Below are 22,621 nucleotides of genomic sequence, written 5' to 3'. Positions count from 1 at the left end.
CGCTCCAGATCAGGCTGCATTAGCCATTGGTTTATCGCCGAAGTCGTCAGGGAAGTGGTTCAGGGCGGACAACACCGGGAACGGTGTCATGTTGCCCATCGCGCACAGCGATCCCGTGACCATTACATCGCACAAGTCACGCAACAATTTGATTTGCTGCGGGCGGTTCTGGTTGGCGATGATCTTGTCCATGACTTCCACACCGCGAGTCGAGCCGATTCGGCATGGCGTGCATTTGCCGCACGATTCTTCCGCACAGAAGTGCATGGCGTAACGTGCCTGTTTTGCCATGTCGACGGTATCGTCGAAGGCGACAAGCCCGCCGTGTCCGACGGTCGAGGCGACAGCTGCAAAAGCCTCGTAGTCGAACGGCGTGTCGAACAGCGATTCGGGCATGTAGGCACCGAGCGGGCCGCCGACCTGGACGGCGCGAATCGGGCGACCGGATTCCGAACCGCCGCCGAAGTCGTACAGCAATTCGCGCAGCGTGACCCCGAATGCCTTCTCGACCAGACCACCGTATTTCAGGTTGCCGGCCAGTTGCATCGGAAGCGTGCCGCGTGAACGACCCATGCCATAGTTCTTGTAGAACTCGGCGCCACGCGACAGGATCAGTGGGACTGCGGACAGAGAAATGACATTGTTGATGACGGTTGGCTGACCGAACAGGCCTTCCAGTGCCGGAAGCGGCGGCTTGGCACGCACCATGCCGCGCTTGCCTTCGATGCTTTCCAGCATTGCCGTTTCTTCGCCGCACACGTATGCGCCCGCAGCCTTGCGGACTTGCAGGTTGAACGTGCGGCCGGAATCGAGAATGTTCTGGCCCAGATAGCCGGCCTTGTTGGCGGCGTCGATCGCTTCGTTCAGGTTGGCGATCGAGTGCGGATACTCGGAACGCACATAGATATACCCTTCCGTCGCGCCAACCGCGATGCCCGCGATCGTCATGCCTTCGATCAGCATGAATGGATCGTCTTCCATCACCATGCGATCGGAGAACGTGCCGGAATCACCCTCATCGGCATTGCAGGCGATGTATTTCTGTGCAGCTTGCGCGCCCAGCACGGTTTTCCATTTGATACCGGTCGGGAACGCCGCACCGCCGCGACCACGCAAGCCGGAGTCGGTGACTTCCTGCACGATGGCAGCAGGTTCCATCGCGATCGCCTTTTTCAGGCCGACGTAACCTTCGTGTGCCAGATAGTCGTCCAGTGAAACAGGGTCGGTGATGCCGACGCGCACAAATTGCAGGCGTTCCTGTTTCTTCAGGTAAGGGATTTCTTCGACCAGGCCGAGTGCTTTCGGATGTCGTTGTTCCTCAACCTTGCCGGAAGTGAAATTGGCGTCGAACAGGCCGGCGACTTCATGCTCTTCGATCGGACCGAAGCCGATGCGGCCGGCGTCGGTGGCGACTTCAACCAGCGGTTCCAGCCAGAACATGCCGCGCGAGCCGTTGCGCACCAGTTTGATGTCGATGCCGCGCGCCTTCGCTTCCTTGGCGATGGCCGCTGCCGTTTCGTTGGCGCCGAGTGCCAGCGCGGTCGAATCGCGCGGGACGAAAATGGTGGCTGTTTTAACTGAGGTCATTGCACACCTCGCTTCGCCTGGATCAGGCGATTGAATTTTTCCTTGGAAACGCGCGCGTACAGGTCGTCATCGATCTGCACCGCGGGACCGCTGGCGCACTGGCCGAGGCAGTAGACGGTTTCCAGCGAGAAGTTGTTGTCGTCCGTGATGCCGTGGAAGTCACAACCCAGCAATTCTTTGGCGTGGGAAGCAAGGTCTTCGCAACCGCGTGCCTGGCAGGCTTCTGCGCGGCAGATTTGCACCACGTGCTTTCCGGCCGGATGCTGGCGGAAAAAGTGATAATAGGTAATCACGCCGTGGACTTCCGCGCGCGAAATATTCAGGCCGTCGGCGATGGCCGGAACGGTGCTTGGCGGAATGTATCCGACAACCGCCTGGATATCGTGCAAAATCGGCAACAACGCGCCTGGTGTTGCCTTGCGTTGTGCGATGATGGATTCCACCGCTGCCATATCGAATGTGTTCTGGGCGCTCATGAAGAGACTCCTACCAACGACATCGATGGCGATACGTCGTGCCGCGAGGTCGTGAAATAAAACGAGACCATACTGCTTCCTTGTTTATAAAAATTATCTTGTTTTAGCTTGTATATATGCTTTCTATAGCATATAGTTTGCAGGCAAACCTTTTCCAACGGCTGAAAGTTAGCACCCGTAAAAGCAAGCTTCAATAGGCTATCTTTTGCATAATCGCGAACGCGGCGTAAACGATACATAGGCTTTTTTTGACATATGTTCAAAGTCATCATCAACCCGCACTGGGAGATCACGCACGACGCCGACGCGCCGCTGGACACGGCGGTTTTGCTCGATTTGCTGATGTCGATCCAGAAGACCGGTTCGATTTCGAAGGCAGCGCGGCTGGTGGGACTCTCTTATCGCTATTCGTGGGGAATGCTGCGTGACGTCGAGAAACTGTTCGGCACACCGCTATTGAATACAGACCGCGGCCGTGGCACGACATTGACGCCGTTGGCAGAAAAGCTGATCTGGGCCGATCGTCGCATTCGCGCGCGTTTGTCGCCGACGCTGGAAAGTCTGGCGTCCGAGCTGGAAAATGAAATTGGCAAAACCATCGTCGGCAAAACCAAACCGCTGCGGCTGGACGCCAGCCATGGCTTCGCGGTCGATGCGTTGCTGCATCAGTTGACCGAAGCGAATCTTCCGGTCGATCTGCGTTATCGCAACAGTACCGATGCGGTGGCTGCGTTGTCCCGGAGCGAATGCGATCTGGCCGGCTTCCATGTGCCGCTTGGCGAATTCGAGAAAAAAGCGGTGGAGCGCTACACGCAATGGCTGAATCCGCGTGAACACTGCCTGATCCATCTGGCGATCCGTACGCAGGGGATGTTCGTCGCGCCGCGCAATCCGAAAAAAATTCTGACGCTGCAGGATCTGGCGCGTCCCGGTGTGCGCTTCGTCAATCGTCAGGCCGGCTCCGGCACGCGCATGCTGCTTGAGCTGATGCTGGCCGGAGCGGGTATTTCACCGTTCGATATCGAAGGTTATCAAAGCAACGAATTCACGCACTCGGCTGTCGCGGCGTATATCGCCAGCGGCATGGCGGATGTCGGCGTCGGCGTGCAGACGGCGGCGCATCGTTTTGGTCTGGATTTCATCCCGCTGGTGAAGGAGCGCTATTTCATGGCGTTGCCGCTGTCGATGATGGAAGATCCGTTGATCCAGCATGTGATCGAGGTTGTGCAGTCCGGCTACTTCCGCAAACTGATCAATGGGCTGGCAGGCTACGAATCGACCGATACCGGCAAGATCCTGCTGCTGTCCGAAGCATTCGGTACCGCGGCGACGCGGCGTCCTGTTGCGCCGCCTACTTCAGAATCGCAATTCCCTTGATGTGCGCATAAACGCGGTTGCCTGGCGCAAGATTCATCGTTGCACAGGACTTGCGCGTAATGCGTGCCAACAGACGCGTGCCGTTTGCATCCAGTCCGACCATCACCTGTCCGGCACCGTCGTCCACGAATTCGGTGACCGTCGTTTCCACAATATTCAGAATGCTGGTGTCGCGCTGCGGCGTGCGGCTCAGGCTGACATCGCGCGCCTGAATCCGGATGCGTACCTGCTGGCCGATCGCGGCGCGATGTTGCGGCAACAATAGTCGTCCACCGGGAAATTCGGCCGATGTCAGATGGAATGCCGGATCGTGTTCTATCACGGTTGCCGTAATCAGCGCACCGGCATTGGTGCCATGCGCCACATCCAGATCGAGGCGCGTCATCAGTTCAGCCGTTGCACCGCTGGCCGTCACACGCCCGGCTTCGAGCAGCACCAGATGATCGGCAAGACGCGCGACTTCTTCCACCGAATGACTGACGTACAGCACAGGAATCTCGAGCTGGTCGTGCAGACGTTCCAGATACGGCATGATTTCTTCCTTGCGTCGCGCATCGAGTGCGGCAAGCGGTTCGTCCATCAGTAGAACGCGCGGGCTGGTTGCCAGCGCACGTGCGATGGCCACGCGCTGGCGTTCGCCGCCCGACAACTTGTCGGGTTTGCGCGGCAACAGATGCCCAATGTCGAGCAACGCGATTGCGTGGTCGAGCGAAACCTGGCGCTGCGCAGCAGCGATGCGACGCATGCCGTATTCCAGATTGCGACGCACATCCAGATGCGCAAACAGGCTTGCTTCCTGAAATACATAACCAAGCGATCGCTGCCAGGTCGGCACAAACAACCCGCTTGCATCGTCCTGCCAGATGTCGCCATTCACGCGCAACCGCACATGCGATGCGCGTTCCAGCCCCGCCATCACGCGCAGGAAGGTTGTCTTGCCGGAACCTGACGGGCCGAACAGGGCTGTCACGCCGCGTCCCGGCAGCGCCAGATCGATATCGAGATCGAATGCGCCGTAATCGACGTTGAAGCGTGCGCAGATTTGATTTGGTGCGTGAGGTAATTCGCTCATTTGCGGCGTCCGGTCGGATTCAATGTATAGAGCGCGATCAGCACCACTAACGAGAACGCCACCATGCCGGCCGAGAGCCAGTGCGCCTGTCCGAATTCAAGCGCTTCCACATGATCGTAAATCTGCACCGACACCAGACGCGTCTTGTCGGGAATGTTCCCGCCGATCATCAGCACCACGCCGAACTCGCCGACCGTATGTGCAAAACCCATCACGGTTGCCGTCAGATAACCCGGCCTTGCCAAAGGCAGGATCACGCTGAAAAAAGTATCGAATGGCGAAGCGCGCAATGTCGCGGCAACTTCAAGCGGTCGATCGCCGATGGCCTCGAATGCATTCTGAATGGGTTGTACAACGAACGGCATTGAATACAGTACGGAACCAACCACAAGTCCGGCAAACGTGAAGGGCAGCGTGCCAATGCCGATGGCTTGCGTCAGCTGGCCAATGGGCCCGTTCGGCCCGAGCGTTACCAGCAGATAAAAACCGATCACGCTCGGCGGCAGCACCAGCGGTAGTGCGACCATCGCACCGATCGGACCTTTCAGCCATGAGCGCGTACGCGCCAGCCACCATGCGAGTGGTGTGCCGATGACCAGCAGAATGCATGTGGTGAGCGCTGCCAGCTTTAACGTCAGGATGATCGCGCCGATGTTGGGATCAGTCATGCTGCGGTGGCGTACATTTACAGGTCGTAACCAAAGGAGCGAATGACGGCTCTGGCGGGTTCCGATTTCAAGTACGCGGTCAGCTCGGCTGCGGCCTTGTTGCCCTTGCCGCGGGTCAGGATGACCGCATCTTGCCGAATCGGCTGATGCAGGTTCGCCGGCACAATCCAACCGGATCCACTCTTCAATTTTCCATCTTCAAAAACCTGCGACAGCGCAACGAAACCCAGTTCGGCATTGCCGGTGGAAACGAACGTGAACGTTTGCGCGATGCTTTCGCCCTGCACGAACTTCGGTTGCAGCGTGTCGTACACGCCGAGCTTGTTCATCGTTTCCACTGCGGCCTGGCCATAGGGCGCGAGCTTCGGCGAGGCCAGCGCAATGTGCATGAACGTGTTTTTCTTCAGCACATCACCCTTGGCATCGACCACATCAGGTTTGGCTGACCACAGTACCAGCTTGCCGATTGCGTAGGTGAAGCGCGAACCGGCAACAGTGCCGCTTTCCTTGTCGAGTTTTTCAGGCGTCGCATCGTCAGCCGCGAGGAACACATCGAATGGCGCACCGTTCCTGATCTGCGTATAGAACTTGCCGGTAGAGCCGAATGACAGCACGACCTTGTGGCCAGTTGCCTTTTCGAAGTCGGCGGCGATGGTTTTCATCGGGGCGGTGAAGTTGGCGGCGACGGCCACCTGCACTTCTTCGGCAAAGGTGGGCAGGGAGATTCCGAGTAGTCCGAGTGACAGCAGCGCAGTGGCGAGAGGAATTTTTTTCATGGCGAGTGTGCAGTTGGAAATTTCAGTTGGCCACCGCAAGGATGATGTGCGATGCCTTGATCAGCGCAGATGCACGCACGCCCTCTTTCAGGCCGAGCGTCTTCACGCTTTCGTTCGTGATGACGGAGGCGACGGTTTTTCCGCCCGGTAGTTCGATGACGACTTCCGCGTTGACAGCGCCTTCCTGGCAACGCACGACAGTGCCGGTCAGGCGATTGCGCGCGCTGGTCTTCATGTTTTCCTCGACCGTGAGGATGATCCACTGTGCCTTCACCAATGCATAGGCTTCACTGCCGACTTCCAGTCCCAGATGATCTGCGCTGTCGTTGGTGATGATGGCTGCCAGCTCTTCGTCACGGCCGATGTCGAGAATGACTTCGGCGTTGACCGCACCTTTGGTGACGGATCTGACGGTACCGAGAAACTGGTTGCGTGCGCTAGTTTGCATATCGAATCTCCGGCTCATCGAGTAGTACTGGTTGAAGTCGTCCATCGTGCGGCCGATCGACGCCGGCACTGCAGCCCACACCTGTTCCAGCTGGCGATAGGTGGCGACCATGCGGCGACCGTAATCGGTCAGACAAGTGCCGCCACCGGTGCTGCCACCGGGCTGCCGGATCACGACCGCTTCGCGTGACAGGTTGTTGATCGATTCGACCGCCTGCCACGCCGCCTTGTAGCTCATGCCCATCGCCGTAGCGGCGGCCGAAATCGAACCGGACGTATCGATGCGTTCAAGCAGTTCGAGATGGTCCCAGCGCTTGCCGCGCGGTTTGGACAAGCCTTCCAGCTTGATCGGCGAATCGGATTTGCTCATCGGATATTTCAGACGGGATGAAGACAGAACACGAATTATATCCATTATTACTTTTAACGACATAACGCTGTGATCGCCAGGTTACTGCGGCGGTGCGTTGCGCTACGCGGACGGGATGCATGGATGTACAAAATGAAAACCATGTCCGCTATGCCCGGCCAAGGGGAGACTTCGTAAATTCACCCACGGACAATTTGTCGCGACGACGAGTCAAATTGTCGCGCCTGTTTTTTCGTACTCCGGCAGCATGTCTTTACAAATCAAGGGGTTAGCGTTTGTTTTGTGATGGCATGTCGATTGCCTAGTGATCTGCAATGGCAAAAGCTTTTTGCCACCAAGCGCGCGACAGTATTCACGTTGCGCATGAAAAGATCAGAGGAGAGATTTCACATGCTCGCATTTTTTGCAAAAGACAAAACCGTTGCCGGCCCGGGCTTCAATCGCTGGATGGTGCCGCCGGCCGCGTTGGCAGTTCATCTATGTATCGGACAGGCATACGCATTCAGCGTCTTTAACGGCCCGCTGTCGAAGGTCATCGGCATCGACAGCTCGGCACCGGACGACTGGAAGCTGACCACCATCGGCTGGATTTTCAGTCTCGCCATTTTCTTCCTCGGTCTGGCCGCAGCGTTCGGCGGCAAGTGGCTGGAAAAAGTCGGTCCGCGTCTGACGATGTTTGTCGCGGCGTGCTGTTTCGGCGGCGGCTTTCTGGTTTCCGCGATCGGCGTGGCGACCCATCAGATCTGGCTGCTCTATCTCGGCTATGGCGTGATCGGCGGTATCGGCCTCGGCCTGGGTTATGTGTCGCCGGTCTCGACGCTGATCAAATGGTTCCCGGATCGTCGCGGCATGGCGACCGGTCTGGCGATCATGGGCTTTGGCGGCGGTGCGCTGATCGGTGCACCGTTGTCCGTCTTCCTGATGAACACCTTCAAGTCGGCAACTTCGGTTGGCGTGATCGAAAGCTTCCTCGTGATGGGCGTGCTGTATTTCATCTCGATGACGATCGGCGCATTCACGATCCGCATTCCGGCCGAAGGCTGGGCACCGAAAGGCTGGACGCCACCGGTTGCGGAGAACCGCATGATCACGCGCAATCACGTGCATATCGATGAAGCGTTGAAGACACCGCAGTTCTATCTGTTGTGGCTGGTGCTGTGCCTGAACGTGACCGCCGGTATCGGTGTGCTGGGCCAGGCATCGGTGATGATTCAGGAGACCTTCAAGGGCAGCGTGACGCCGGCCGCGGCAGCCGGTTTCGTCGGTCTGATGAGCCTGTTCAACATGGGCGGTCGCTTCTTCTGGTCGTCGGCTTCCGACTATCTGGGACGCAAGAATACCTACTTCGTCTTCTTCATCCTCGGCACCATTCTGTACACACTGGTTCCCCATACGGGACAGACCAACAGCGTTGCACTGTTCGTGCTGGCCTACTGTTTGATCATCAGCATGTACGGTGGCGGCTTCTCGACGATTCCTTCCTATCTGGCTGACATGTTCGGCACCAAGTACGTTGGCGGCATTCATGGACGACTGCTGACTGCATGGTCTGCTGCCGGCATCTTCGGCCCGGTACTGGTCAACTACATCCGCGAATATCAGGTCGAGCATGGCGTGGAAAAAGCGGCTTCGTATGAAGTGACGATGTACGTGATGGCCTGTCTGCTGATCGTGGGCTTCATCTGCAATCTGTTGATCAAGCCGGTGAGCCAGCGTCACCACATGACCGAACAGCAACTGCGCAGTGCCGAGCCTGATCTGGCCGGCGCACATTGAACAATTCATCGACAAGGAGCATCCAGCATGAATAACCATTACTCTTCGGCCGAAGCGAGCCAGCCGACCAATCCGTTGCTCATCGTTGCCTTCTGGCTGTATGTCGGCATTCCGCTGGCATGGGGCGTGTGGTCGACGCTGCAAAAGGCGACAGCATTGTTCCACTGACAGCAATGCCGTATTGCATGCGGTAACATCGACAAGGCGAGAGAGACCCTCTCGCCTTTTTTCTTGCACGTGGTGAAGGCCGCAAAAAAATGCAACAGCAGAAGCGCAAAATGACGGCACAATGCATTGCCGTCCGAATGAAATGAGCGAATATCCGATGAATTCCGCGAGTACAACGATTCCTGCCGCGCCGGACGCCGATGAATCGTTCACCGAAGCCTTCGGTGGCTGGCAGCATCGCTCCATTCTGATTGTCGATGATGAACCCGGCATGCGCAGCTTCCTGCATCGCACGCTGGCAAGTCGCTGCAGCCGTGTCGAAACGGCCGAGTCGGTTGAAGAGGCAGCCGTGCTGCTTGGCCAGCATCACTTCGATCTGATCATCCTCGACAATTCCCTGCCCGGCAAATCCGGCGTCGACTGGCTGCAGGAAATCCGCACGCTCGGCCTGCACAACGATGTCGTGCTGATCACGGCGTTCGCCGATCTCGATATCGCGATCCGCGCGTTGCGCGCTGGCGCCGCCGATTTTCTGCTGAAGCCTTTTCGCGTCAACCAGATTCTCAGCGCCATCGGTCGCTGCTTCGATCGCGCGCATCTGCGCCGCGAAAATTTCGTGCTGCGTCGCGAACTGGATCAGCATGCCGATCTTGCCGGCGTCGAGGGACTGGTCGGCAACTCTGCCGCGCTGGAGCCGATACGCGAAGCGATCAAGCGGCTGGCGACGGTGACCAGTACGGTCATGATCACCGGCGAATCCGGTACCGGCAAGGAAATCGCCGCGCGTGCGATGCACACGTTGAGCAATCGATCGAGCAATCACTTCGTGCCGATCAACTGCGGTGCGGTCGCACCCGAAATCATCGAGAGCGAATTGTTCGGCCATGTGAAAGGTGCATTCAGCGGCGCCGCCTCGTCGCGCGAAGGCCTGTTTTTCTATGCGCAAGGCGGCACGCTGTTCCTCGACGAAGTTGCCGAGTTGCCGCTGGCGATGCAGGTCAAGCTGTTGCGCGTGCTGGAAGAAAAGAAGATTCGTCCGGTCGGCGCCGAGCGCGAGATTCCGGTCGACGTACGCGTCATCGCAGCGACCAATCGGAATGTCGAGGAAGAAGTGCGCGAAGGCCGTTTCCGTCAGGATCTGTACTACCGGTTGAACGTCGTGCAGATTCACATGCCGCCATTGCGCGAACGCATCGACGACATTCCTGCGTTGTCCGCTTATTTCGTGCGGCAGCTTGCGCAGCAACTCGGCGTGCCACCGCATGCGCCCGACGCCACGTTGCTGAAGGCGATGGGATCGTACGCGTGGCCCGGTAACGTGCGCGAACTGCGCAACCTGATTGAACGCTGGCTGATTCTCGGCACCATGTCCGATATCTCAGCCGGCCAACAAAGAAAAATCGAGGAACAGATTACCGGCGGCGACATGACGCTGGAGGCTGTCGAGAAGCGTCACATTCTCAAGGTGCTGGACGAAGCCGGCGGCAACAAGACCGAAGCCGGACGTCGTCTCGGCATTTCGCGCAAGACGCTCGAGCGCAAATGCGCCGAGTGGGGTGTCTGACCGTTGCGCGTCGTGCGTCGCTTTTTGCAATGGTGGCTGAGGTTGCGTTTCTTCGGCAACGCGTCGGTGCGCACCAAGCTGTTGCTGGTGGCGCTGGTGCCGTTCCTGACGGTGCTGCCGATTTTGTTCTTCCTCATCTTTTACTGGGGCGTCGGCTATTACGATCGTCTGCTGACATTCAAGGTCAGCAGCGACCTCGCGGTTGCGCATGAATATTTTCAGCACGTGCGCGATCGTGTCGGGCAGGATATTTCCAGCCTCGGCAATTCGCATCCGCTTGTCACCACCATCGAAGAGAACAACAACGCTGCGCTGCAGCAGTTTCTGGCGGAGCGACAGGTGGCGCTTGGACTGGATTTCCTGAATTTTCTCGATACGCAGGGAAACCTGCGTGTGTCGGCGGTAACACCCAAAACGATCGACAACGCGCATTGGCCCGTCGTGCAATCGGCCCTGCAAGGCAATGCCGGCAATGACATCGACATCTATTCCGAAAAGCAGCTGCGCGAACTCGATGAGCATCTTGCCCAGCAAGCTCATCTGGAACTGGTCGATACGCCGAACGCCGCTCCGACCGACAAGAAGGCGGAAACCAGCGGCATGGTGATTCATGCGGCTACACCGATTTACGATGCGGACGGTCGCCTGCTGGGCGTGCTGGAAGGCGGCATGCTGCTGAACCAGAATCTGCCGTTCGTCGATACGATCAACAGTCTCGTGTATGCCGACGGTTCGCTGCCGGAAGGCAGTGCCGGTACCGCAACGCTGTTCATCGACGACGTGCGCATTGCAACCAATGTGCGCTTGTTCGGCAATCGTCGTGCGCTCGGCACGCGTGCGTCGCAGGTCGTGCGCAATCATGTGCTGGAAGACGGCCGGACCTGGCTCGACAGTGCCTTCGTCGTGCACGACTGGTACATCTCCGCATACGAACCGATTACAGACAGTTTCGGCCGCCGCGTCGGCATGCTGTACGTCGGTTATCTGGAAGAACCGTTCCGCAAGGCGAAGGAAACCGCCTTCGTGCTGCTGGCAGCGTTGTTTACGGTGATCGGCATCGGCGGCGTCTATTTCTCTTTACGCGTTGCACGCGATATCTACTCGCCGCTGTCCGCGATGAATCGCACGATGACGGCGGTCGAACAGGGCGACATGGACGCACGCACCGGCAACCTGCAGACGCTCGACGAACTGGGCAATCTGTCGCGCCATCTGGACGAATTGCTGGATACCGTGCAGGCGCAAAATCACGAGCTGAAAACGTGGGGCGAGCAACTGGATCGCAAGGTCGTCGAGCGCACCATCGAACTGCAACAGACCAACAAGTTGCTGGTGCAGGCGCAGCAGCAACTGGTACTCGCCGAAAAACTCGCGGCGATCGGCGAAATCACCGCCGGTGTCGCACATGAAATCAACAATCCGGTCGCCGTCCTGCAGGGCAATCTCGACGTGTTGCGCGATGCACTCGGCACCGCGGCGAAACCGGTGCAGGGCGAACTGCAATTGATGGATCAACAGATTTATCGCATCAATACGATCGTCACCAAACTGCTGCAGTTCGCCAGCCCCGGAGAATTTGCCGGCTATGTCGAAACCATTTCCGTCGACGAGGTCGTCACCGATTCGCTGGTGCTGGTGCGCCATCTTCTGAACCAGAGCAACATCCGGGTCGAACACATCAAGGGTGCGACGCTTGCCGTGCCGATCAATCGCGGCGAGTTGCAGCAGGTGTTGATCAACCTGTGCACGAACGCCATTCACGCGATGAAGGACGGCGGTTGCTTGACCATCGCGACCGCGGACTGGCATGAAAGAGATGGTGCAAACGGCACAAGCGGCGTCACCATTCGCGTCGCCGATACCGGCGTCGGCATCAAGAAGGAAGATGTCGGCCGTGTGTTCGACGCGTTCTTCACGACGAAAAGACAAGGCGGAACGGGGCTCGGACTGTCGATCAGTTACACGCTGGTGGCGCGTTACGGCGGCACGATCACCGTAAAGAGCGACGAAGGCGCCGGCACCGAATTCACGGTGCGATTGCTGGCGTAATTATTTCTGCAGTGGGTCAGTCGATTCTTTCTTGTCGTTCTTGTGTCGGCTGCCGGCCTGACGCAGGACCGCCAGAATGAATAGTGCCAGCAGCGTGCTTAACACGGCAGTCGCTTCGCGGCCCATGCCTGCCGCGACACCGATCGCTGCGGTGAGCCAGACGCTGGCGGCAGTCGTCAGGCCCTTGATTTCCTGCTCCTGATTAAGCTTGATGATCGCGCCGGCACCGAGGAAGCCGACGCCGGTAATCACGCCTTGCAGCACGCGACTCAAGTCGCCATGACTGACGCCCGCTTCCAGCGGTACCAGCACGAAAATCGCCGCACCGAGTGCCACCAGCATATGCGTGCGCAAGCCGGCAGAGATGCCGCGCGTCTCACGTTCATAACCCAGCAAACCACCCAGGATCATCGCAACCAGCAGGCGCACGCAGACGCGCGTCACCTGCTCCGCATCGCTGATGTCGGAAAACTCGTCGCGAATAGTCCGCAGAATTTCGGCGCCCACGCTACTCTCTGCACTCATGGCGCTCCTTCACGATGCGCGAACAAAAAATAACCCGCGCTGCTGGCAGGCGGGCGAAATGGACCGCGTGTTATTGCGCGTGTTGTTCTACGTAGCGTTCCACGTATTTATTTCTGCTCACCGACCGGATTGGCGGTTGAATGGTTATTGACCTGGCCGGACTTCGGCATGGCCGAACTTTCTTCTTCCTTGGTCAGGTCTTGTGGATGAGCCTGAGTGGGGCCAGCGGCGTCACCGCTGTTGGTGGGGCTGTCTGCAGGCGAAGGAACCATTTTCGTTTCGGATGGCGGCATGCTGCTCGGTGGCGCGGCGACCGAACCGCTGGTGCTTGGCGTATCGCCCATCGACGGTGTCGGTGGCGTCTCGGCCTTCTTGCAGCCGGCCAGTACGGCGAGAACGAAAACGGAAGTAACGGTTGAGGCAAAAACGGAACGGGTAACGGACATGTCGATCTCCTAACCAGGGTTGCGTGATCTCATTGTAGTGAGCGATCTTGCGATTAGAAGAGATATTTTCGCTTTTGTTTCAGAGTGAAAAACTTACATATTGCATGCCGGTGCATTTTTCAAAAAGTATGGATTTTCGATCGTTTCTTGCTGCACAGGCATAAAAAAACGGCGCCTGCTTTTTCAAACGGCGCCGTGTTTTGTTCGAATACGGATCAGGTTTCCGGGAAATCCGCCGACTCGCTTATCTGCGCCCAGTCTTCCACGTTCTGCTTCAATGAAGCAAGCTTGTTGCGTGTGATCGACAGCGCGCTCTTGCCGAGCAGCAGACGCAGGGGCGGATTTGCCGATGCGACGGTCTCGACGATGATGGCTGCGGCACGTTCCGGATCGCCCGGCTGATTGCCGCTATAGCCACGTATCGTGCGCAAGCGCGCCCCGGCGGTGGCGTCGTAATCGGCGATGGTGGCAGGCACTTCGCTGGCCGAACGCCCGGCCCAGTCGGTGCGGAACGGACCCGGCTCGACGATCAACACCTTGATGCCGAGCGGCGCGACTTCCTGCGCCAGCGCTTCGGATAATCCCTCGACGCCAAACTTGGTGGCGTTATAGAAACTGACCGCAGGAAACGCCGTCAGTCCGCCCATCGATGAAATATTCACGATGGTGCCGCTGCGCTGCTTGCGCATCAATGGCAGCACCGCGCGCGTCATGCTGGTCAATCCCCAGATATTGATTTCAAACATCTGGCGCACTTCGTCGATATCGCTTTCTTCGAACGAGCCGAAGTAGCCGACACCTGCATTGTTGACCAGCACGTCGATGCGGCCGAATTTCTGTTCTGCTGCGGCGACCGCCGCATCGATCTGCGCCTGCACGGTGACGTCGAGCGGTACCACCAGTGCAAGGTCTTCGTGACCGGCGACGATGTCTTCGACCTGCTTGACGTTGCGCGCAGTGACGACAGTCGGATAACCGAGCGACAGCGTGTGTTTGGCGAGCTGGCGGCCGAAGCCGGTGGAGCAGCCGGTGATGAACCAGACGGGTTTGGTGTGTGCAGTCATGTGATCCTCGATGGTGCGGTAAAAGCAAAGAGGCGATTAATGTACGCCGATTCGCAAAACGTTGCGCGCCGATACCATTCGGCTGGCGCGCAACATTTGAAAAGCGGGATCAGATCGACATCAGGCGGCCTGTACAAAATCGGTCGACAGTGCAAGGTCGCGCCATTGGTCCAGTTCTGCTGCAACGCTGCGATTCTTCTGCTCGATGCGCGCGACGGTATCGCTGCCGAGTGGCAGGCGCAATGGCGGATTTTGTGCATTCGCCAGTGTCAGGAACGCGTCCGCAAGTTTCGCCGGATTGCCTGGTTGTGCATGGCTAAGATTACTGGCGACGTTGCGCATCACGCCGACGGTATCTGCATAATCGGTGATCTGGTTGCCCGAAGTGACGAGCGACGATGCATCGAGAAAGTCGGTGCGGAAGAAGCCCGGTTCGACCACCGTCACATGGATGCCGAGTGGTTGCAATTCCTGATGCAACGCTTCCGACAACCCTTCGACCGCGAACTTGGTTGCGCCGTAGACGCCCCAGCCGTAATACGCCTCGTAACCACCGATCGACGAAATGTTGATCACGTGACCGGAACGCTGACGGCGCATGTGCGGCAGCACGGCGCGCGTCACGGCGAGTACCCCGAACACATTGGTGGCAAACAGCGGTTCGATTTCTTCCTTGCTGGCTTCTTCGACCGCGCCGAGCAAGCCGTAGCCGGCGTTGTTGACGAGGATGTCGATCCGGCCGAAACGCTTGATGCCTTCTGCCACTGCCTGATGTGCCTGCTGTTCGCTGGTCACATCGAGCTGTACCGGCAGCAGATTCGGAGGATTGCCGAAACGTTCTGCCATGCCGTCCGTTTTACGTGCGGTGGCAATTACTGCATCGCCAGCGGCCAGAGCCTTCTTTGCAATCAATTCACCGAAACCGCGGGAAGCACCTGTAATCAACCATGTACGCATTTTGTTCTCCTGTTCAAGTCAAGTTGTCTAAGTGGCGCAATGCCGTCGTGTCTGTAACGTGCATCGCGATGACTGAACTTTAGGGGAACACGATTGATGTGATAATCCCTATAATTTTGAAAGACCTTATGAATAAAATTCACTAATTGAAAACGCCATGAAACCACGCGTCACGCCATCCGACCTCGCCGTCTTCCTAAGTATTGCGCGGCATCTCAGCTTCAGCCGCGCGGCGGTCGAACTTGGCCTGACGCCCTCCGCGCTTAGCCATGCGCTACGCGGTATAGAGGAACGGCTCGATCTGCGGCTCTTCAATCGCACGACGCGCAGCGTGGCGCTGACTGAAGCAGGCGAGCGCCTGTTCGCACGCGTCGATCCCGCTTTTCGCGACATCGATGATGCGCTGGAAGATCTCAATGATTTTCGCGGCAAGCCGGTCGGTACCTTGCGTATTACCTCCGGCCGAGCGTCGACCCAGATCGTGCTGCTGCCGGTTGTCGCCGCGTTCTTGCAGGCTTATCCGGAGGTCAAAGTGGAAATCGTGGACAACGATGCCTTCGTCGACATGGTGTCGTCGGGTTTCGACGCCGGGGTACGTTTCGGCGAGCGTATCGAAGCCGACATGATCGCCATTCCGCTCGGTCCTTATCAGCGTTCGATCGTGGTGGCGACCCCGGCTTTCATCAAGCAGCACGGCAAACCCAAACATCCGAAAGACTTGCTGGGACTGCCCTGCATTCGCCATCGATTTCCCAGTGGTGTCGTGTATCGCTGGGAATTCGAACGCGGCGGTGTCAAGCTGGAAACCGATGTAACTGGTCCGCTGACCCTGACCGATGTCGGACTGATGCTGGATGCCGCGTTGCATGGTGCTGGTTTCGCTTACGCGTTCGAGCAGATGGCGGCGCCTTATGTCGAAGCCGGCTATCTGCAGGCCGTGCTGGACGACTGGTGCCCGCATTATCCGGGTCTGTATTTGTACTATCCAAGTCGTCGCCAGATGCCGGCGGCATTGAAGGCGTTCGTCGAATTCGTGCAGGCGTTACGCAAATAGCGCACCTCCAAACCGGATTTCCGATTCACGTTATTCTGTCATCTGTCTTGTACGCGAATGCGCAGGTGCGCATGCGTCGATCAAGGATCAGGATTCGCCATGAAATTAAAAGATATTCCCTTGTCGGTGCTGGATCTGTCACCGATCACCGTCGGCGGCGATGCAGCCGATGCCTTCCGTCGATCACGCGATCTGGCGCAACGCGTTGAACAGTTCGGTTATCACCGCATCTGGCTGGCCGAACATCACAGCATGCCGGGTATCGCCAGCGCGGCAACCGCTGTCGTCATCGGTCACGTTGCGGGCGCGACGTCGACGATCCGGGTCGGTTCCGGCGGCATCATGCTGCCGAATCACGCCCCGCTGGTGGTGGCTGAGCAGTTTGGCACGCTGGCCTCGTTGTATCCGAACCGCATCGATCTCGGTCTCGGTCGTGCGCCGGGTTCCAATCAGGCGACGGCGCGTGCATTGCGACGCGAGATCAGCGATGACGGCAGCGAATTTCCGCGGCAATTGAATGAATTGCGCGGGTTCTTTCAACCGGCCCATGAAGATGCGCCGGTGCAGGCAATTCCCGGCCAGGGCATCGATGTTCCGATCTGGCTGTTGGGGTCGAGCAGTTACAGCGCGCAGCTTGCCGGCCATCTTGGTTTGCCGTTTGCGTTTGCCGGTCAGTTCTCGCCGGACTACATGCTGACGGCACTGCAACTGTATCGCCAGAATTTCCGCCCGTCCGGCACGTTGCAGAAACCGTACGCGATGGTCGGTGTCAATGTGTTTGCCGCCGATACCGAAGAGCAGGCGCAGCGCATGGCGACATCGCAGCAGCAGATGCATCTTGGCCTGGTACGCGGCACGCCCGGTCAGTTGCCGCCACCGATCGAAAACATGGATGACGCGTGGCTGCCGCATGAACGCATTTCGGTGGAATCGATGTTGCGAGCATCGATCATCGGCGATGCCGCCATCGTGGGCGAGAAACTGCAGGCCTTCCTCGACACGACGCAGGCGGACGAAATCATCATCCACACGATGGCGTTCGATCACGCAGCACGCGTGCGTTCGTATGAAATCGTCGCCGACGTGCGCCGCCAGTCCTGACGCATAACCATGAGCATAACCATGCCGGATCCATCGCTGTTCAACACGGAAGAAATCGTCGCGCTGCTGTCGCTGCAGACAGGCGGCGCCGATCGCTATAGCGGGCAAAGCCATTTCATGGGTGCGCCGCACGTGTTCGGCGGACAGGTACTTGGCCAGGCGCTGCATGCGGCGAACATGACGGTGCCGCAGGAAGATCGTCGTCCGCATTCGCTGCATGCGTTGTTCATTCTGCCCGGCGATCTTCGTTTGCCGATTGAATATGAAGTCGAGCGTGTGCGTGACGGCGGCAGTTTCAGCACGCGACGCGTGGTTGCGACGCAGGAAGGCAAACGCATCTTCGTGATGTCGACGTCGTTCCAGTCGCCGGAAGAAGGTCTGTCGCATCAAAAATCACCGCCGCCGATGATCGATCCGGAAACACTTCCTTCCAGCGTCGAACAATGGCGACAGCAGGCGACGAGCGGCTGGCCGTTCCGTCCGGTGCCGATGGACTATCGTGCGACGCACGATGGCGATCTGTTGAGCGGCCCGCGCGGGTCGACCAGCCGCAACGTCTGGATGCGCGCGCCGATGCGTTTGCCCGACGATGCGTATGTGCACGAAAGCCTGTTCGCTTACGTATCGGATTACGGATTGTTGTGGACGTCATTGCAGCCGCACGGCATTTCCGTCGGCGATCCGCGTCTGCAGATTGCCAGTCTCGACCACACGATCTGGTTTCACCGGCCGTTCCGCATGGATGAGTGGCTGCTTTTCTCGATCGATACACCGAATGCTTCCGGCGGTCGCGGACTGTGTCTCGCCCACGTGTATAACCGCGAAGGTGTGCTGATCGCGACGGTGGCGCAGGAAGGCTTGATTCGTCTGCGGCAACCGGCGCCATCACCAACATCAACGACGCAATAAAAAGCTGTCGGGGACGGCTTTGCAGAGACATTCAGCGTCATTGCAAACGACGCACATCACGCCGATTACAGATCGATCACCATCTCGAACCCGCCGAAAATCATGCGCTTCGCATCGAACGGCATTTTGTCCGGCGACATGTCGGCAACACGTGGATCTTTCATCACCTTGTCGTTGACTTCGTCACGATGCGCGCGCGACTGGTAGACGATCCATGAAAACACTACCGTTTCATCGTCCTTCAAATCCACGCTTTGCGGGAATGACGTGAGCTTGCCGGGTTTGACATCGTCTGCCACGCATTCGCGATATTGCAGTGCGCCGTATTCCATCCAGATGGCGCCGAATTTGCTGGCGAATGCCTTGTACTCTTCGATATTGTTTTTCGGTACGGGAATAACGAAACCATCTACGTAAGCCATCTTCGTCTCCTTGAAAAATCATCCGGGGATGCGCCGAATATTTTGGCGACGCTCGTGTGATGACCAGTTAGCCGTTTGCTACCAGTCTCGTCCGCAATTTACTCCAAAAAACGACCGTCTTAACGAGAATTTAACCTGCTGAGGCGTAGTTTCTTGAGGGTATGTAAACGGGCGTGTTTGTGACGCTCTATCGTTATCAAATCTTTTCGAACTTCAGAGTATTCCGCTGCAAGAATGCTGTGGGGCAATCGTTTTGCGGGAACGTGTTGTGGAAAATTCTTATCGCCGTTTTATCTCCGTCAATCTGATCGGACTCTTCGTCTCAGGCGTTCTGTTTGTATGGCTCTCCCGCAGCGGTACCATCGATTTCTGGGTGTCGCAGCAGTTCTTCGATCCCGTCACGCAAACCTTTCCTCTCGAACACAACAAAAGATTGTTTTACTGGGGACATCAGGTATTGAAGAAGCTGAGCGTGATTGCCTGGCTGGTATGCATCGGCCTGGCGCTTGCCGGCGTCTGGTCGCAACGTCTTCGCACGTGGCGGCGGCCATTGCTTGTATTCATTGCCATGGGCGGTGCGGTATCACTCGTGATCCAGATGCTGAAAGGATCGAGCATGCATGCATGCCCGTACGACCTTGCGATGTACGGCGGCAAGAGCGTCTGGTTTCCACTGTTCGATACGGTGAAGATGGCGGTGCGCCAGGGACGCTGCTGGCCGGGTGGCCATGCTTCTGCGGGTTTCGTCCTGATTGCCGGTTATTTCGCGTTGCGCGAGCGGGCTCCGCGATGGGCGCGCGGCATCCTGATCGGCAGTCTCGTACTTGGTACGGTGATGAGCGCGGTACAGGTGGTGCGTGGCGCGCACTTCGTTTCTCACAACCTGTGGTCGCTGTGGATTTCCTGGGCAGTGTGCGTGGCGATCAGCATGGTGATCGAAGGTTTTCGATATGTTCGTTTGGCGAACGTCAAAACCGGACTTGCCAATCAATGCGGTTAGCGGCTGTCGTCCCGGTGATCGGCGAGGCAGTCATCGTTCGAAGGTTCCGGCAGGTGAAGGCTTTTGCAGAACACATCAGCAGAGCTCGTGAAACGGGAGCCGCGGAAAGCGTTACGGTTGAATCTGCTGTTCGGTAACGATGGGTTCGGGCGCAGGTTTTGGATGACGTCTATCCAGCCACCAGGCCAGTAAAGGCAGGACGAAGAAACCGCCCGGTGCGATGAACAGCACCATGTAGGGACTCAACTCCATCAACTTGTGCAGATGCACGCGAATCCGTTTGCGATCGAGGTCGGTCCAGCGTTCGCCATTGCGTCGCTTCATCAGCAAGGGCAGCAGGCCGCGCATCTCGTTCATTTCATGCCACAGGCGCGTGCGTTCACGTCCCTGCATTGCCCACAGGAAGTGCGTGGTATTGCGAATGAATCGGTAAGGCAGCGCTGCTGCGCGCAGTAATTGGCGGGGCACGTGTTGTCCGGTAGTTGAGACCCGATTCTACGCCAGATCAGAGGCAATAGCCCGCACCTATTATTTTGGTTGAATAAATCAAATTGTTCTATTAAACGAGAATGATTACTCTTTGCCTCATGCGTCAGTCATCAAACGAATAGGGAAAGGATCACATCATGGTTACCGCAGCAAAAACCGTCAGTCAGGTCGGCATGCACATGACAGTTGCATTCAGCGTCATGTACATCTTCACCGGTTCGATCGCGCTTGGCGGCGTGGCGGCTGTCATCGAGCCGATCTGCAATGTGATGTTAATGCCGGTGCATGACAAGGTCTGGGAAAAGATCCGCTACAGGATCAATGCACGCGAAAAAGCGCAGATGCAGGTCGCCTCGCAAAAAACACAGAATGCATAATCGCCGAACTCCGAATGATCGAGGCCGCTGATTTTTCAGCGGCTTTTTTATCGCCGCTTGAAAACAAACGACGAACAGCTGTCGGATAATACGGCGCACTGTTTGCGTATCGCGCATGATCATTTATCACCCGGAGCTTTCATGAAAATCGCAATCCTCGACGACTATCAGGACAGCGTACGGCGGCTTGATTGTTTCTCCCTGCTGGACGGACATGACGTCAAGGTGTTCACCAATAACGCACGCGGCGTCGGGCAGTTGGCAATCCGGTTGCGGGATTTCGATGCGCTGGTGCTGATACGTGAACGCACGGCGTTGTCGCGGCAATTGCTGGAGAAGCTGCCGAATCTCAAGCTCATTTCGCAAACCGGCAAAGTCAGCGGTCACATCGATGTTGCTGCCGCGGCGGCACGCGGCATCACGATCTGCGAAGGCATCGGCGATCCGACTGCGCCATCGGAACTTGCGTGGGCGCTGATCATGGCGGCCACGCGCAAACTGCCGCAATACGTCAATAATCTGAAGGACGGCCTGTGGCAGGTCGCATCGATGTCGCCCGAGCGCAATACGCTGGGCACGTCGTTGAAGGGGCGCATGCTCGGCATCTGGGGCTACGGCCGTATCGGCCGCAAGATGGCCGGATACGGCAAGGCATTCGGCATGGACGTCGTTGTATGGGGACGCGAGACGAGTCGCGCGGCGGCGGAGCAGGATGGATTTCGTTTCGCCACATCGAAGGAAACCTTCTTCGGCGAAGCAGATGTATTGTCGCTGCACCTGCGCCTGAACGACCAGACGCGCGGTATCGTCACGGCGGAAGATCTGCAGCGGATGAAGCCCGATGCGCTGTTCGTCAATATCAGTCGTGCCGAACTGGTGGCGCCGGATGCATTGCTGGCGTCGCTGCGGGCGGGACGTCCCGGTTACGCCGCCCTCGATGTGTATGAAAGCGAACCGTTGCCGCCGACTTCACCGTTGCTGCAAATGGAGAATGTACTGGCGTCACCGCATCTCGGTTATGTCGAGAAAAACAGTTACGAAATCTATTTTCGCAGCGCGTTTCAGAACATTATTGATTTTGCGAATGGCACGCCACAGAACGTGCTGCAACCGGAAGCCTGATAACGATTCAGCGAGCGATATCGGATTCGGCGTCAGTCGGGCCGCGTTTGGAAGACGGCAGCAGGGTCGCCGTTGTGGTTGCCAGATGGCCACCACCCCACAGCTTGATCCAGCCCGGCGGCCACGGCAGCGGCGGTCCGCTGTAGGGCGGCACACCGCGACGCACCGGAATGACCGGCAACGCGTCCGGTATCTGGCCGTCGCGATCATTCCAGCCGAGCGAATAGGTGTAATCCGGCAGCAACGCTTCACAGACTGTCTCGAACCACAACGTGTGATCTTCATCGCGTCCCAGCGCTTGTGCCATCCCGGTCGGGTCGAACTGTGCCAGGGTGCTGGCCAGCTCTTCCGTTGTTTCGCCAGGGGCGTCGCCCCAACCCATCACAGGATTGAAGTTGTATTCGGCTCCCGAGCCGTACCAGCCTTCACGCCACGGACGTTCCATCCAGTTGCGCGGACCGGTAAACAAATGCCAGCGCAGATGCAGGCCTGACGGTTTCGGCCAGCTATACAGATACAGGCGTTGATAACCGGCGCGATGCAGTTGCCGCACCATCGCCATCAATCGCGCGTGCGGCATCGGATCGGGCGGTGTTCGGCGGAACAGAATCGGCTCTCCATCGGCATGCTGGACTTCATCGGTCGACAGATTAAGGTCGAGCGTCCGCATCTCGCTGCCGAAGCGCGCCGAGATCCAGCCGGTCATCAGATTAACGGCCGTGATGACGCCATAGCCTCGATGGCGATGGAAAATCACGGTGCCGGGTGCGATGGGTTTCATTGAGCAAACAGTTGATTGCAAAAAACAGGAAGTAATGAGGCGTT

Annotated in this window: 24 protein-coding genes; 11 read left to right on the top strand and 13 right to left on the bottom strand. The window is 58.0% G+C overall.

The features are described 5' to 3' along the window. Positions 1–9: 9 nt before the first annotated feature. Both VN114_RS12465 and VN114_RS12460 read right to left on the bottom strand, forming a co-directional pair. Positions 10–1,587 (bottom strand): NADH-quinone oxidoreductase subunit NuoF, encoded by a 1,578-nt coding sequence (locus VN114_RS12465; RefSeq protein ID WP_325515326.1) that lies wholly within the window; start codon positions 1,585–1,587, stop codon positions 10–12. Continuing rightward, positions 1,584–2,063 carry a formate dehydrogenase subunit gamma gene (locus VN114_RS12460; RefSeq protein ID WP_325515324.1) on the bottom strand — a complete coding sequence of 160 codons (480 nt, stop codon included), beginning with the start codon at positions 2,061–2,063 and terminating at the stop codon, positions 1,584–1,586. The genes VN114_RS12465 and VN114_RS12460 overlap by 4 nt, the downstream gene beginning before the upstream one ends. Positions 2,064–2,318: 255 nt before the next feature. Here VN114_RS12460 and VN114_RS12455 point away from each other — a divergent pair, with 255 nt between their 5' ends. Further along, on the top strand, positions 2,319–3,440 hold the full coding sequence (locus VN114_RS12455; protein WP_325515322.1) for a substrate-binding domain-containing protein: 1,122 nt from the start codon (positions 2,319–2,321) through the stop codon (positions 3,438–3,440). Here the strand turns inward: VN114_RS12455 and modC are convergent. Genes modC through VN114_RS12435 form a run of 4 tightly spaced genes read right to left on the bottom strand, consistent with a single transcriptional unit; the run spans position 3,415 to position 6,773 of the window. Then, positions 3,415–4,512 carry a molybdenum ABC transporter ATP-binding protein gene (gene modC / locus VN114_RS12450; protein WP_325515321.1) on the bottom strand — a complete coding sequence of 366 codons (1,098 nt, stop codon included), beginning with the start codon at positions 4,510–4,512 and terminating at the stop codon, positions 3,415–3,417. The two genes, VN114_RS12455 and modC, sit on opposite strands and share 26 nt — an antisense overlap. After that, positions 4,509–5,180 (bottom strand): molybdate ABC transporter permease subunit, encoded by a 672-nt coding sequence (modB, locus tag VN114_RS12445; RefSeq protein ID WP_325515320.1) that lies wholly within the window; start codon positions 5,178–5,180, stop codon positions 4,509–4,511. Before modB ends, modC begins: the two co-directional genes overlap by 4 nt. A 17-nt stretch (positions 5,181–5,197) precedes the next feature. Continuing rightward, positions 5,198–5,956: a molybdate ABC transporter substrate-binding protein gene (modA, locus tag VN114_RS12440; RefSeq protein WP_325515318.1), complete on the bottom strand. Its 759-nt coding sequence runs from the start codon at positions 5,954–5,956 to the stop codon at positions 5,198–5,200. Positions 5,957–5,978: 22 nt separating this feature from the next. Further along, positions 5,979–6,773: a TOBE domain-containing protein gene (locus VN114_RS12435; RefSeq protein ID WP_325515316.1), complete on the bottom strand. Its 795-nt coding sequence runs from the start codon at positions 6,771–6,773 to the stop codon at positions 5,979–5,981. 390 nt (positions 6,774–7,163) lie between these two features. Between VN114_RS12435 and VN114_RS12430 the strand changes: the two genes are divergently transcribed. The 4 genes from VN114_RS12430 to VN114_RS12415 all read left to right on the top strand — a co-directional run bounded on the left by VN114_RS12430 (position 7,164) and on the right by VN114_RS12415 (position 12,330). After that, positions 7,164–8,549: an L-lactate MFS transporter gene (locus VN114_RS12430; protein WP_325515314.1), complete on the top strand. Its 1,386-nt coding sequence runs from the start codon at positions 7,164–7,166 to the stop codon at positions 8,547–8,549. A gap of 27 nt (positions 8,550–8,576) precedes the next feature. Then, a complete protein-coding gene (locus VN114_RS12425; RefSeq protein ID WP_325515312.1) occupies positions 8,577–8,717 on the top strand; it encodes an MFS transporter small subunit in 141 nt (46 codons plus the stop codon). A 157-nt stretch (positions 8,718–8,874) separates the two neighbouring features. Then, positions 8,875–10,281 carry a sigma-54 dependent transcriptional regulator gene (locus VN114_RS12420; RefSeq protein ID WP_325515310.1) on the top strand — a complete coding sequence of 469 codons (1,407 nt, stop codon included), beginning with the start codon at positions 8,875–8,877 and terminating at the stop codon, positions 10,279–10,281. A 12-nt stretch (positions 10,282–10,293) separates the two neighbouring features. Beyond that, entirely contained in the window at positions 10,294–12,330 is a 2,037-nt protein-coding gene (locus VN114_RS12415; RefSeq protein ID WP_325515308.1) for a sensor histidine kinase, read from the top strand. On the opposite strand, the gene VN114_RS12410 is transcribed toward VN114_RS12415, so the two are convergent. The 4 genes from VN114_RS12410 to VN114_RS12395 all read right to left on the bottom strand — a co-directional run bounded on the left by VN114_RS12410 (position 12,331) and on the right by VN114_RS12395 (position 15,322). After that, on the bottom strand, positions 12,331–12,855 hold the full coding sequence (locus VN114_RS12410; protein WP_325515306.1) for an MgtC/SapB family protein: 525 nt from the start codon (positions 12,853–12,855) through the stop codon (positions 12,331–12,333). It lies immediately after the preceding gene. A 107-nt stretch (positions 12,856–12,962) separates the two neighbouring features. Continuing rightward, positions 12,963–13,301 carry a hypothetical protein gene (locus VN114_RS12405; protein WP_325515304.1) on the bottom strand — a complete coding sequence of 113 codons (339 nt, stop codon included), beginning with the start codon at positions 13,299–13,301 and terminating at the stop codon, positions 12,963–12,965. A 215-nt stretch (positions 13,302–13,516) separates the two neighbouring features. Beyond that, positions 13,517–14,365: an oxidoreductase gene (locus tag VN114_RS12400; protein ID WP_325515302.1), complete on the bottom strand. Its 849-nt coding sequence runs from the start codon at positions 14,363–14,365 to the stop codon at positions 13,517–13,519. Positions 14,366–14,485: 120 nt separating this feature from the next. After that, positions 14,486–15,322 (bottom strand): oxidoreductase, encoded by an 837-nt coding sequence (locus VN114_RS12395; protein ID WP_325515300.1) that lies wholly within the window; start codon positions 15,320–15,322, stop codon positions 14,486–14,488. Between the two features lie 157 nt (positions 15,323–15,479). Between VN114_RS12395 and VN114_RS12390 the strand changes: the two genes are divergently transcribed. From VN114_RS12390 to VN114_RS12380, 3 genes are read left to right on the top strand one after another with little or no spacing between them, the layout of a single operon-like run. Further along, complete coding sequence (locus tag VN114_RS12390) at positions 15,480–16,376, top strand: LysR family transcriptional regulator (RefSeq protein ID WP_325515298.1); 897 nt, start codon at positions 15,480–15,482, stop codon at positions 16,374–16,376. 57 nt (positions 16,377–16,433) lie between these two features. Then, positions 16,434–17,477 carry an LLM class flavin-dependent oxidoreductase gene (locus VN114_RS12385; RefSeq protein ID WP_414694224.1) on the top strand — a complete coding sequence of 348 codons (1,044 nt, stop codon included), beginning with the start codon at positions 16,434–16,436 and terminating at the stop codon, positions 17,475–17,477. A gap of 9 nt (positions 17,478–17,486) precedes the next feature. Then, the gene (locus VN114_RS12380) at positions 17,487–18,386 is read left to right on the top strand and encodes an acyl-CoA thioesterase II (protein WP_325515294.1); all 900 of its coding nucleotides are present in this window, start codon (positions 17,487–17,489) and stop codon (positions 18,384–18,386) included. Positions 18,387–18,451: 65 nt separating this feature from the next. Here the strand turns inward: VN114_RS12380 and VN114_RS12375 are convergent, their stop codons facing one another. Beyond that, a complete protein-coding gene (locus VN114_RS12375) occupies positions 18,452–18,808 on the bottom strand; it encodes a DUF1428 domain-containing protein (protein ID WP_325515292.1) in 357 nt (118 codons plus the stop codon). A gap of 268 nt (positions 18,809–19,076) precedes the next feature. On the opposite strand from VN114_RS12375, the gene VN114_RS12370 reads away from it, so the two are divergent. Then, complete coding sequence (locus VN114_RS12370; protein ID WP_325515290.1) at positions 19,077–19,808, top strand: phosphatase PAP2 family protein; 732 nt, start codon at positions 19,077–19,079, stop codon at positions 19,806–19,808. Positions 19,809–19,919: 111 nt separating this feature from the next. Here VN114_RS12370 and VN114_RS12365 read toward each other — a convergent pair whose 3' ends face one another. After that, positions 19,920–20,276 carry a hypothetical protein gene (locus tag VN114_RS12365; RefSeq protein WP_325515288.1) on the bottom strand — a complete coding sequence of 119 codons (357 nt, stop codon included), beginning with the start codon at positions 20,274–20,276 and terminating at the stop codon, positions 19,920–19,922. A 158-nt stretch (positions 20,277–20,434) separates the two neighbouring features. Between VN114_RS12365 and VN114_RS12360 the strand changes: the two genes are divergently transcribed. Together VN114_RS12360 and VN114_RS12355 are read left to right on the top strand one after the other, a co-directional pair. Beyond that, a complete protein-coding gene (locus tag VN114_RS12360) occupies positions 20,435–20,674 on the top strand; it encodes a DUF2061 domain-containing protein (protein WP_325515286.1) in 240 nt (79 codons plus the stop codon). Between the two features lie 141 nt (positions 20,675–20,815). Beyond that, a complete protein-coding gene (locus VN114_RS12355; protein ID WP_325515284.1) occupies positions 20,816–21,796 on the top strand; it encodes a D-2-hydroxyacid dehydrogenase family protein in 981 nt (326 codons plus the stop codon). Between the two features lie 7 nt (positions 21,797–21,803). On the opposite strand, the gene VN114_RS12350 is transcribed toward VN114_RS12355, so the two are convergent. Then, positions 21,804–22,577: an L-asparaginase gene (locus VN114_RS12350; RefSeq protein ID WP_325515283.1), complete on the bottom strand. Its 774-nt coding sequence runs from the start codon at positions 22,575–22,577 to the stop codon at positions 21,804–21,806. Positions 22,578–22,621: the final 44 nt, after the last annotated feature.

Source organism: Oxalicibacterium sp. (assembly GCF_035565035.1).
In the GTDB taxonomy this organism is placed as follows: Bacteria; Pseudomonadota; Gammaproteobacteria; order Burkholderiales; family Burkholderiaceae_D; genus Oxalicibacterium.
The sequence above is the reverse complement of the archived record's forward strand: the minus strand, read 5'-3'. Positions and strand labels throughout refer to the sequence as shown.

What these genes read in the sequence shown, in the direction of transcription:
- VN114_RS12465 (WP_325515326.1), bottom strand. Translation starts at nt 1,587, where the DNA reads ATGACCTCAGTTAAAACAGCCACCATTTTCGTCCCGCGCGATTCGACC.
- VN114_RS12460 (WP_325515324.1), bottom strand. Translation starts at nt 2,063, where the DNA reads ATGAGCGCCCAGAACACATTCGATATGGCAGCGGTGGAATCCATCATC.
- VN114_RS12455 (WP_325515322.1), top strand. Translation starts at nt 2,319, where the DNA reads ATGTTCAAAGTCATCATCAACCCGCACTGGGAGATCACGCACGACGCC.
- modC (WP_325515321.1), bottom strand. Translation starts at nt 4,512, where the DNA reads ATGAGCGAATTACCTCACGCACCAAATCAAATCTGCGCACGCTTCAAC.
- modB (WP_325515320.1), bottom strand. Translation starts at nt 5,180, where the DNA reads ATGACTGATCCCAACATCGGCGCGATCATCCTGACGTTAAAGCTGGCA.
- modA (WP_325515318.1), bottom strand. Translation starts at nt 5,956, where the DNA reads ATGAAAAAAATTCCTCTCGCCACTGCGCTGCTGTCACTCGGACTACTC.
- VN114_RS12435 (WP_325515316.1), bottom strand. Translation starts at nt 6,773, where the DNA reads ATGAGCAAATCCGATTCGCCGATCAAGCTGGAAGGCTTGTCCAAACCG.
- VN114_RS12430 (WP_325515314.1), top strand. Translation starts at nt 7,164, where the DNA reads ATGCTCGCATTTTTTGCAAAAGACAAAACCGTTGCCGGCCCGGGCTTC.
- VN114_RS12425 (WP_325515312.1), top strand. Translation starts at nt 8,577, where the DNA reads ATGAATAACCATTACTCTTCGGCCGAAGCGAGCCAGCCGACCAATCCG.
- VN114_RS12420 (WP_325515310.1), top strand. Translation starts at nt 8,875, where the DNA reads ATGAATTCCGCGAGTACAACGATTCCTGCCGCGCCGGACGCCGATGAA.
- VN114_RS12410 (WP_325515306.1), bottom strand. Translation starts at nt 12,855, where the DNA reads ATGAGTGCAGAGAGTAGCGTGGGCGCCGAAATTCTGCGGACTATTCGC.
- VN114_RS12405 (WP_325515304.1), bottom strand. Translation starts at nt 13,301, where the DNA reads ATGTCCGTTACCCGTTCCGTTTTTGCCTCAACCGTTACTTCCGTTTTC.
- VN114_RS12400 (WP_325515302.1), bottom strand. Translation starts at nt 14,365, where the DNA reads ATGACTGCACACACCAAACCCGTCTGGTTCATCACCGGCTGCTCCACC.
- VN114_RS12395 (WP_325515300.1), bottom strand. Translation starts at nt 15,322, where the DNA reads ATGCGTACATGGTTGATTACAGGTGCTTCCCGCGGTTTCGGTGAATTG.
- VN114_RS12390 (WP_325515298.1), top strand. Translation starts at nt 15,480, where the DNA reads ATGAAACCACGCGTCACGCCATCCGACCTCGCCGTCTTCCTAAGTATT.
- VN114_RS12385 (WP_414694224.1), top strand. Translation starts at nt 16,434, where the DNA reads ATGCGCAGGTGCGCATGCGTCGATCAAGGATCAGGATTCGCCATGAAA.
- VN114_RS12380 (WP_325515294.1), top strand. Translation starts at nt 17,487, where the DNA reads ATGAGCATAACCATGCCGGATCCATCGCTGTTCAACACGGAAGAAATC.
- VN114_RS12375 (WP_325515292.1), bottom strand. Translation starts at nt 18,808, where the DNA reads ATGGCTTACGTAGATGGTTTCGTTATTCCCGTACCGAAAAACAATATC.
- VN114_RS12360 (WP_325515286.1), top strand. Translation starts at nt 20,435, where the DNA reads ATGGTTACCGCAGCAAAAACCGTCAGTCAGGTCGGCATGCACATGACA.
- VN114_RS12355 (WP_325515284.1), top strand. Translation starts at nt 20,816, where the DNA reads ATGAAAATCGCAATCCTCGACGACTATCAGGACAGCGTACGGCGGCTT.
- VN114_RS12350 (WP_325515283.1), bottom strand. Translation starts at nt 22,577, where the DNA reads ATGAAACCCATCGCACCCGGCACCGTGATTTTCCATCGCCATCGAGGC.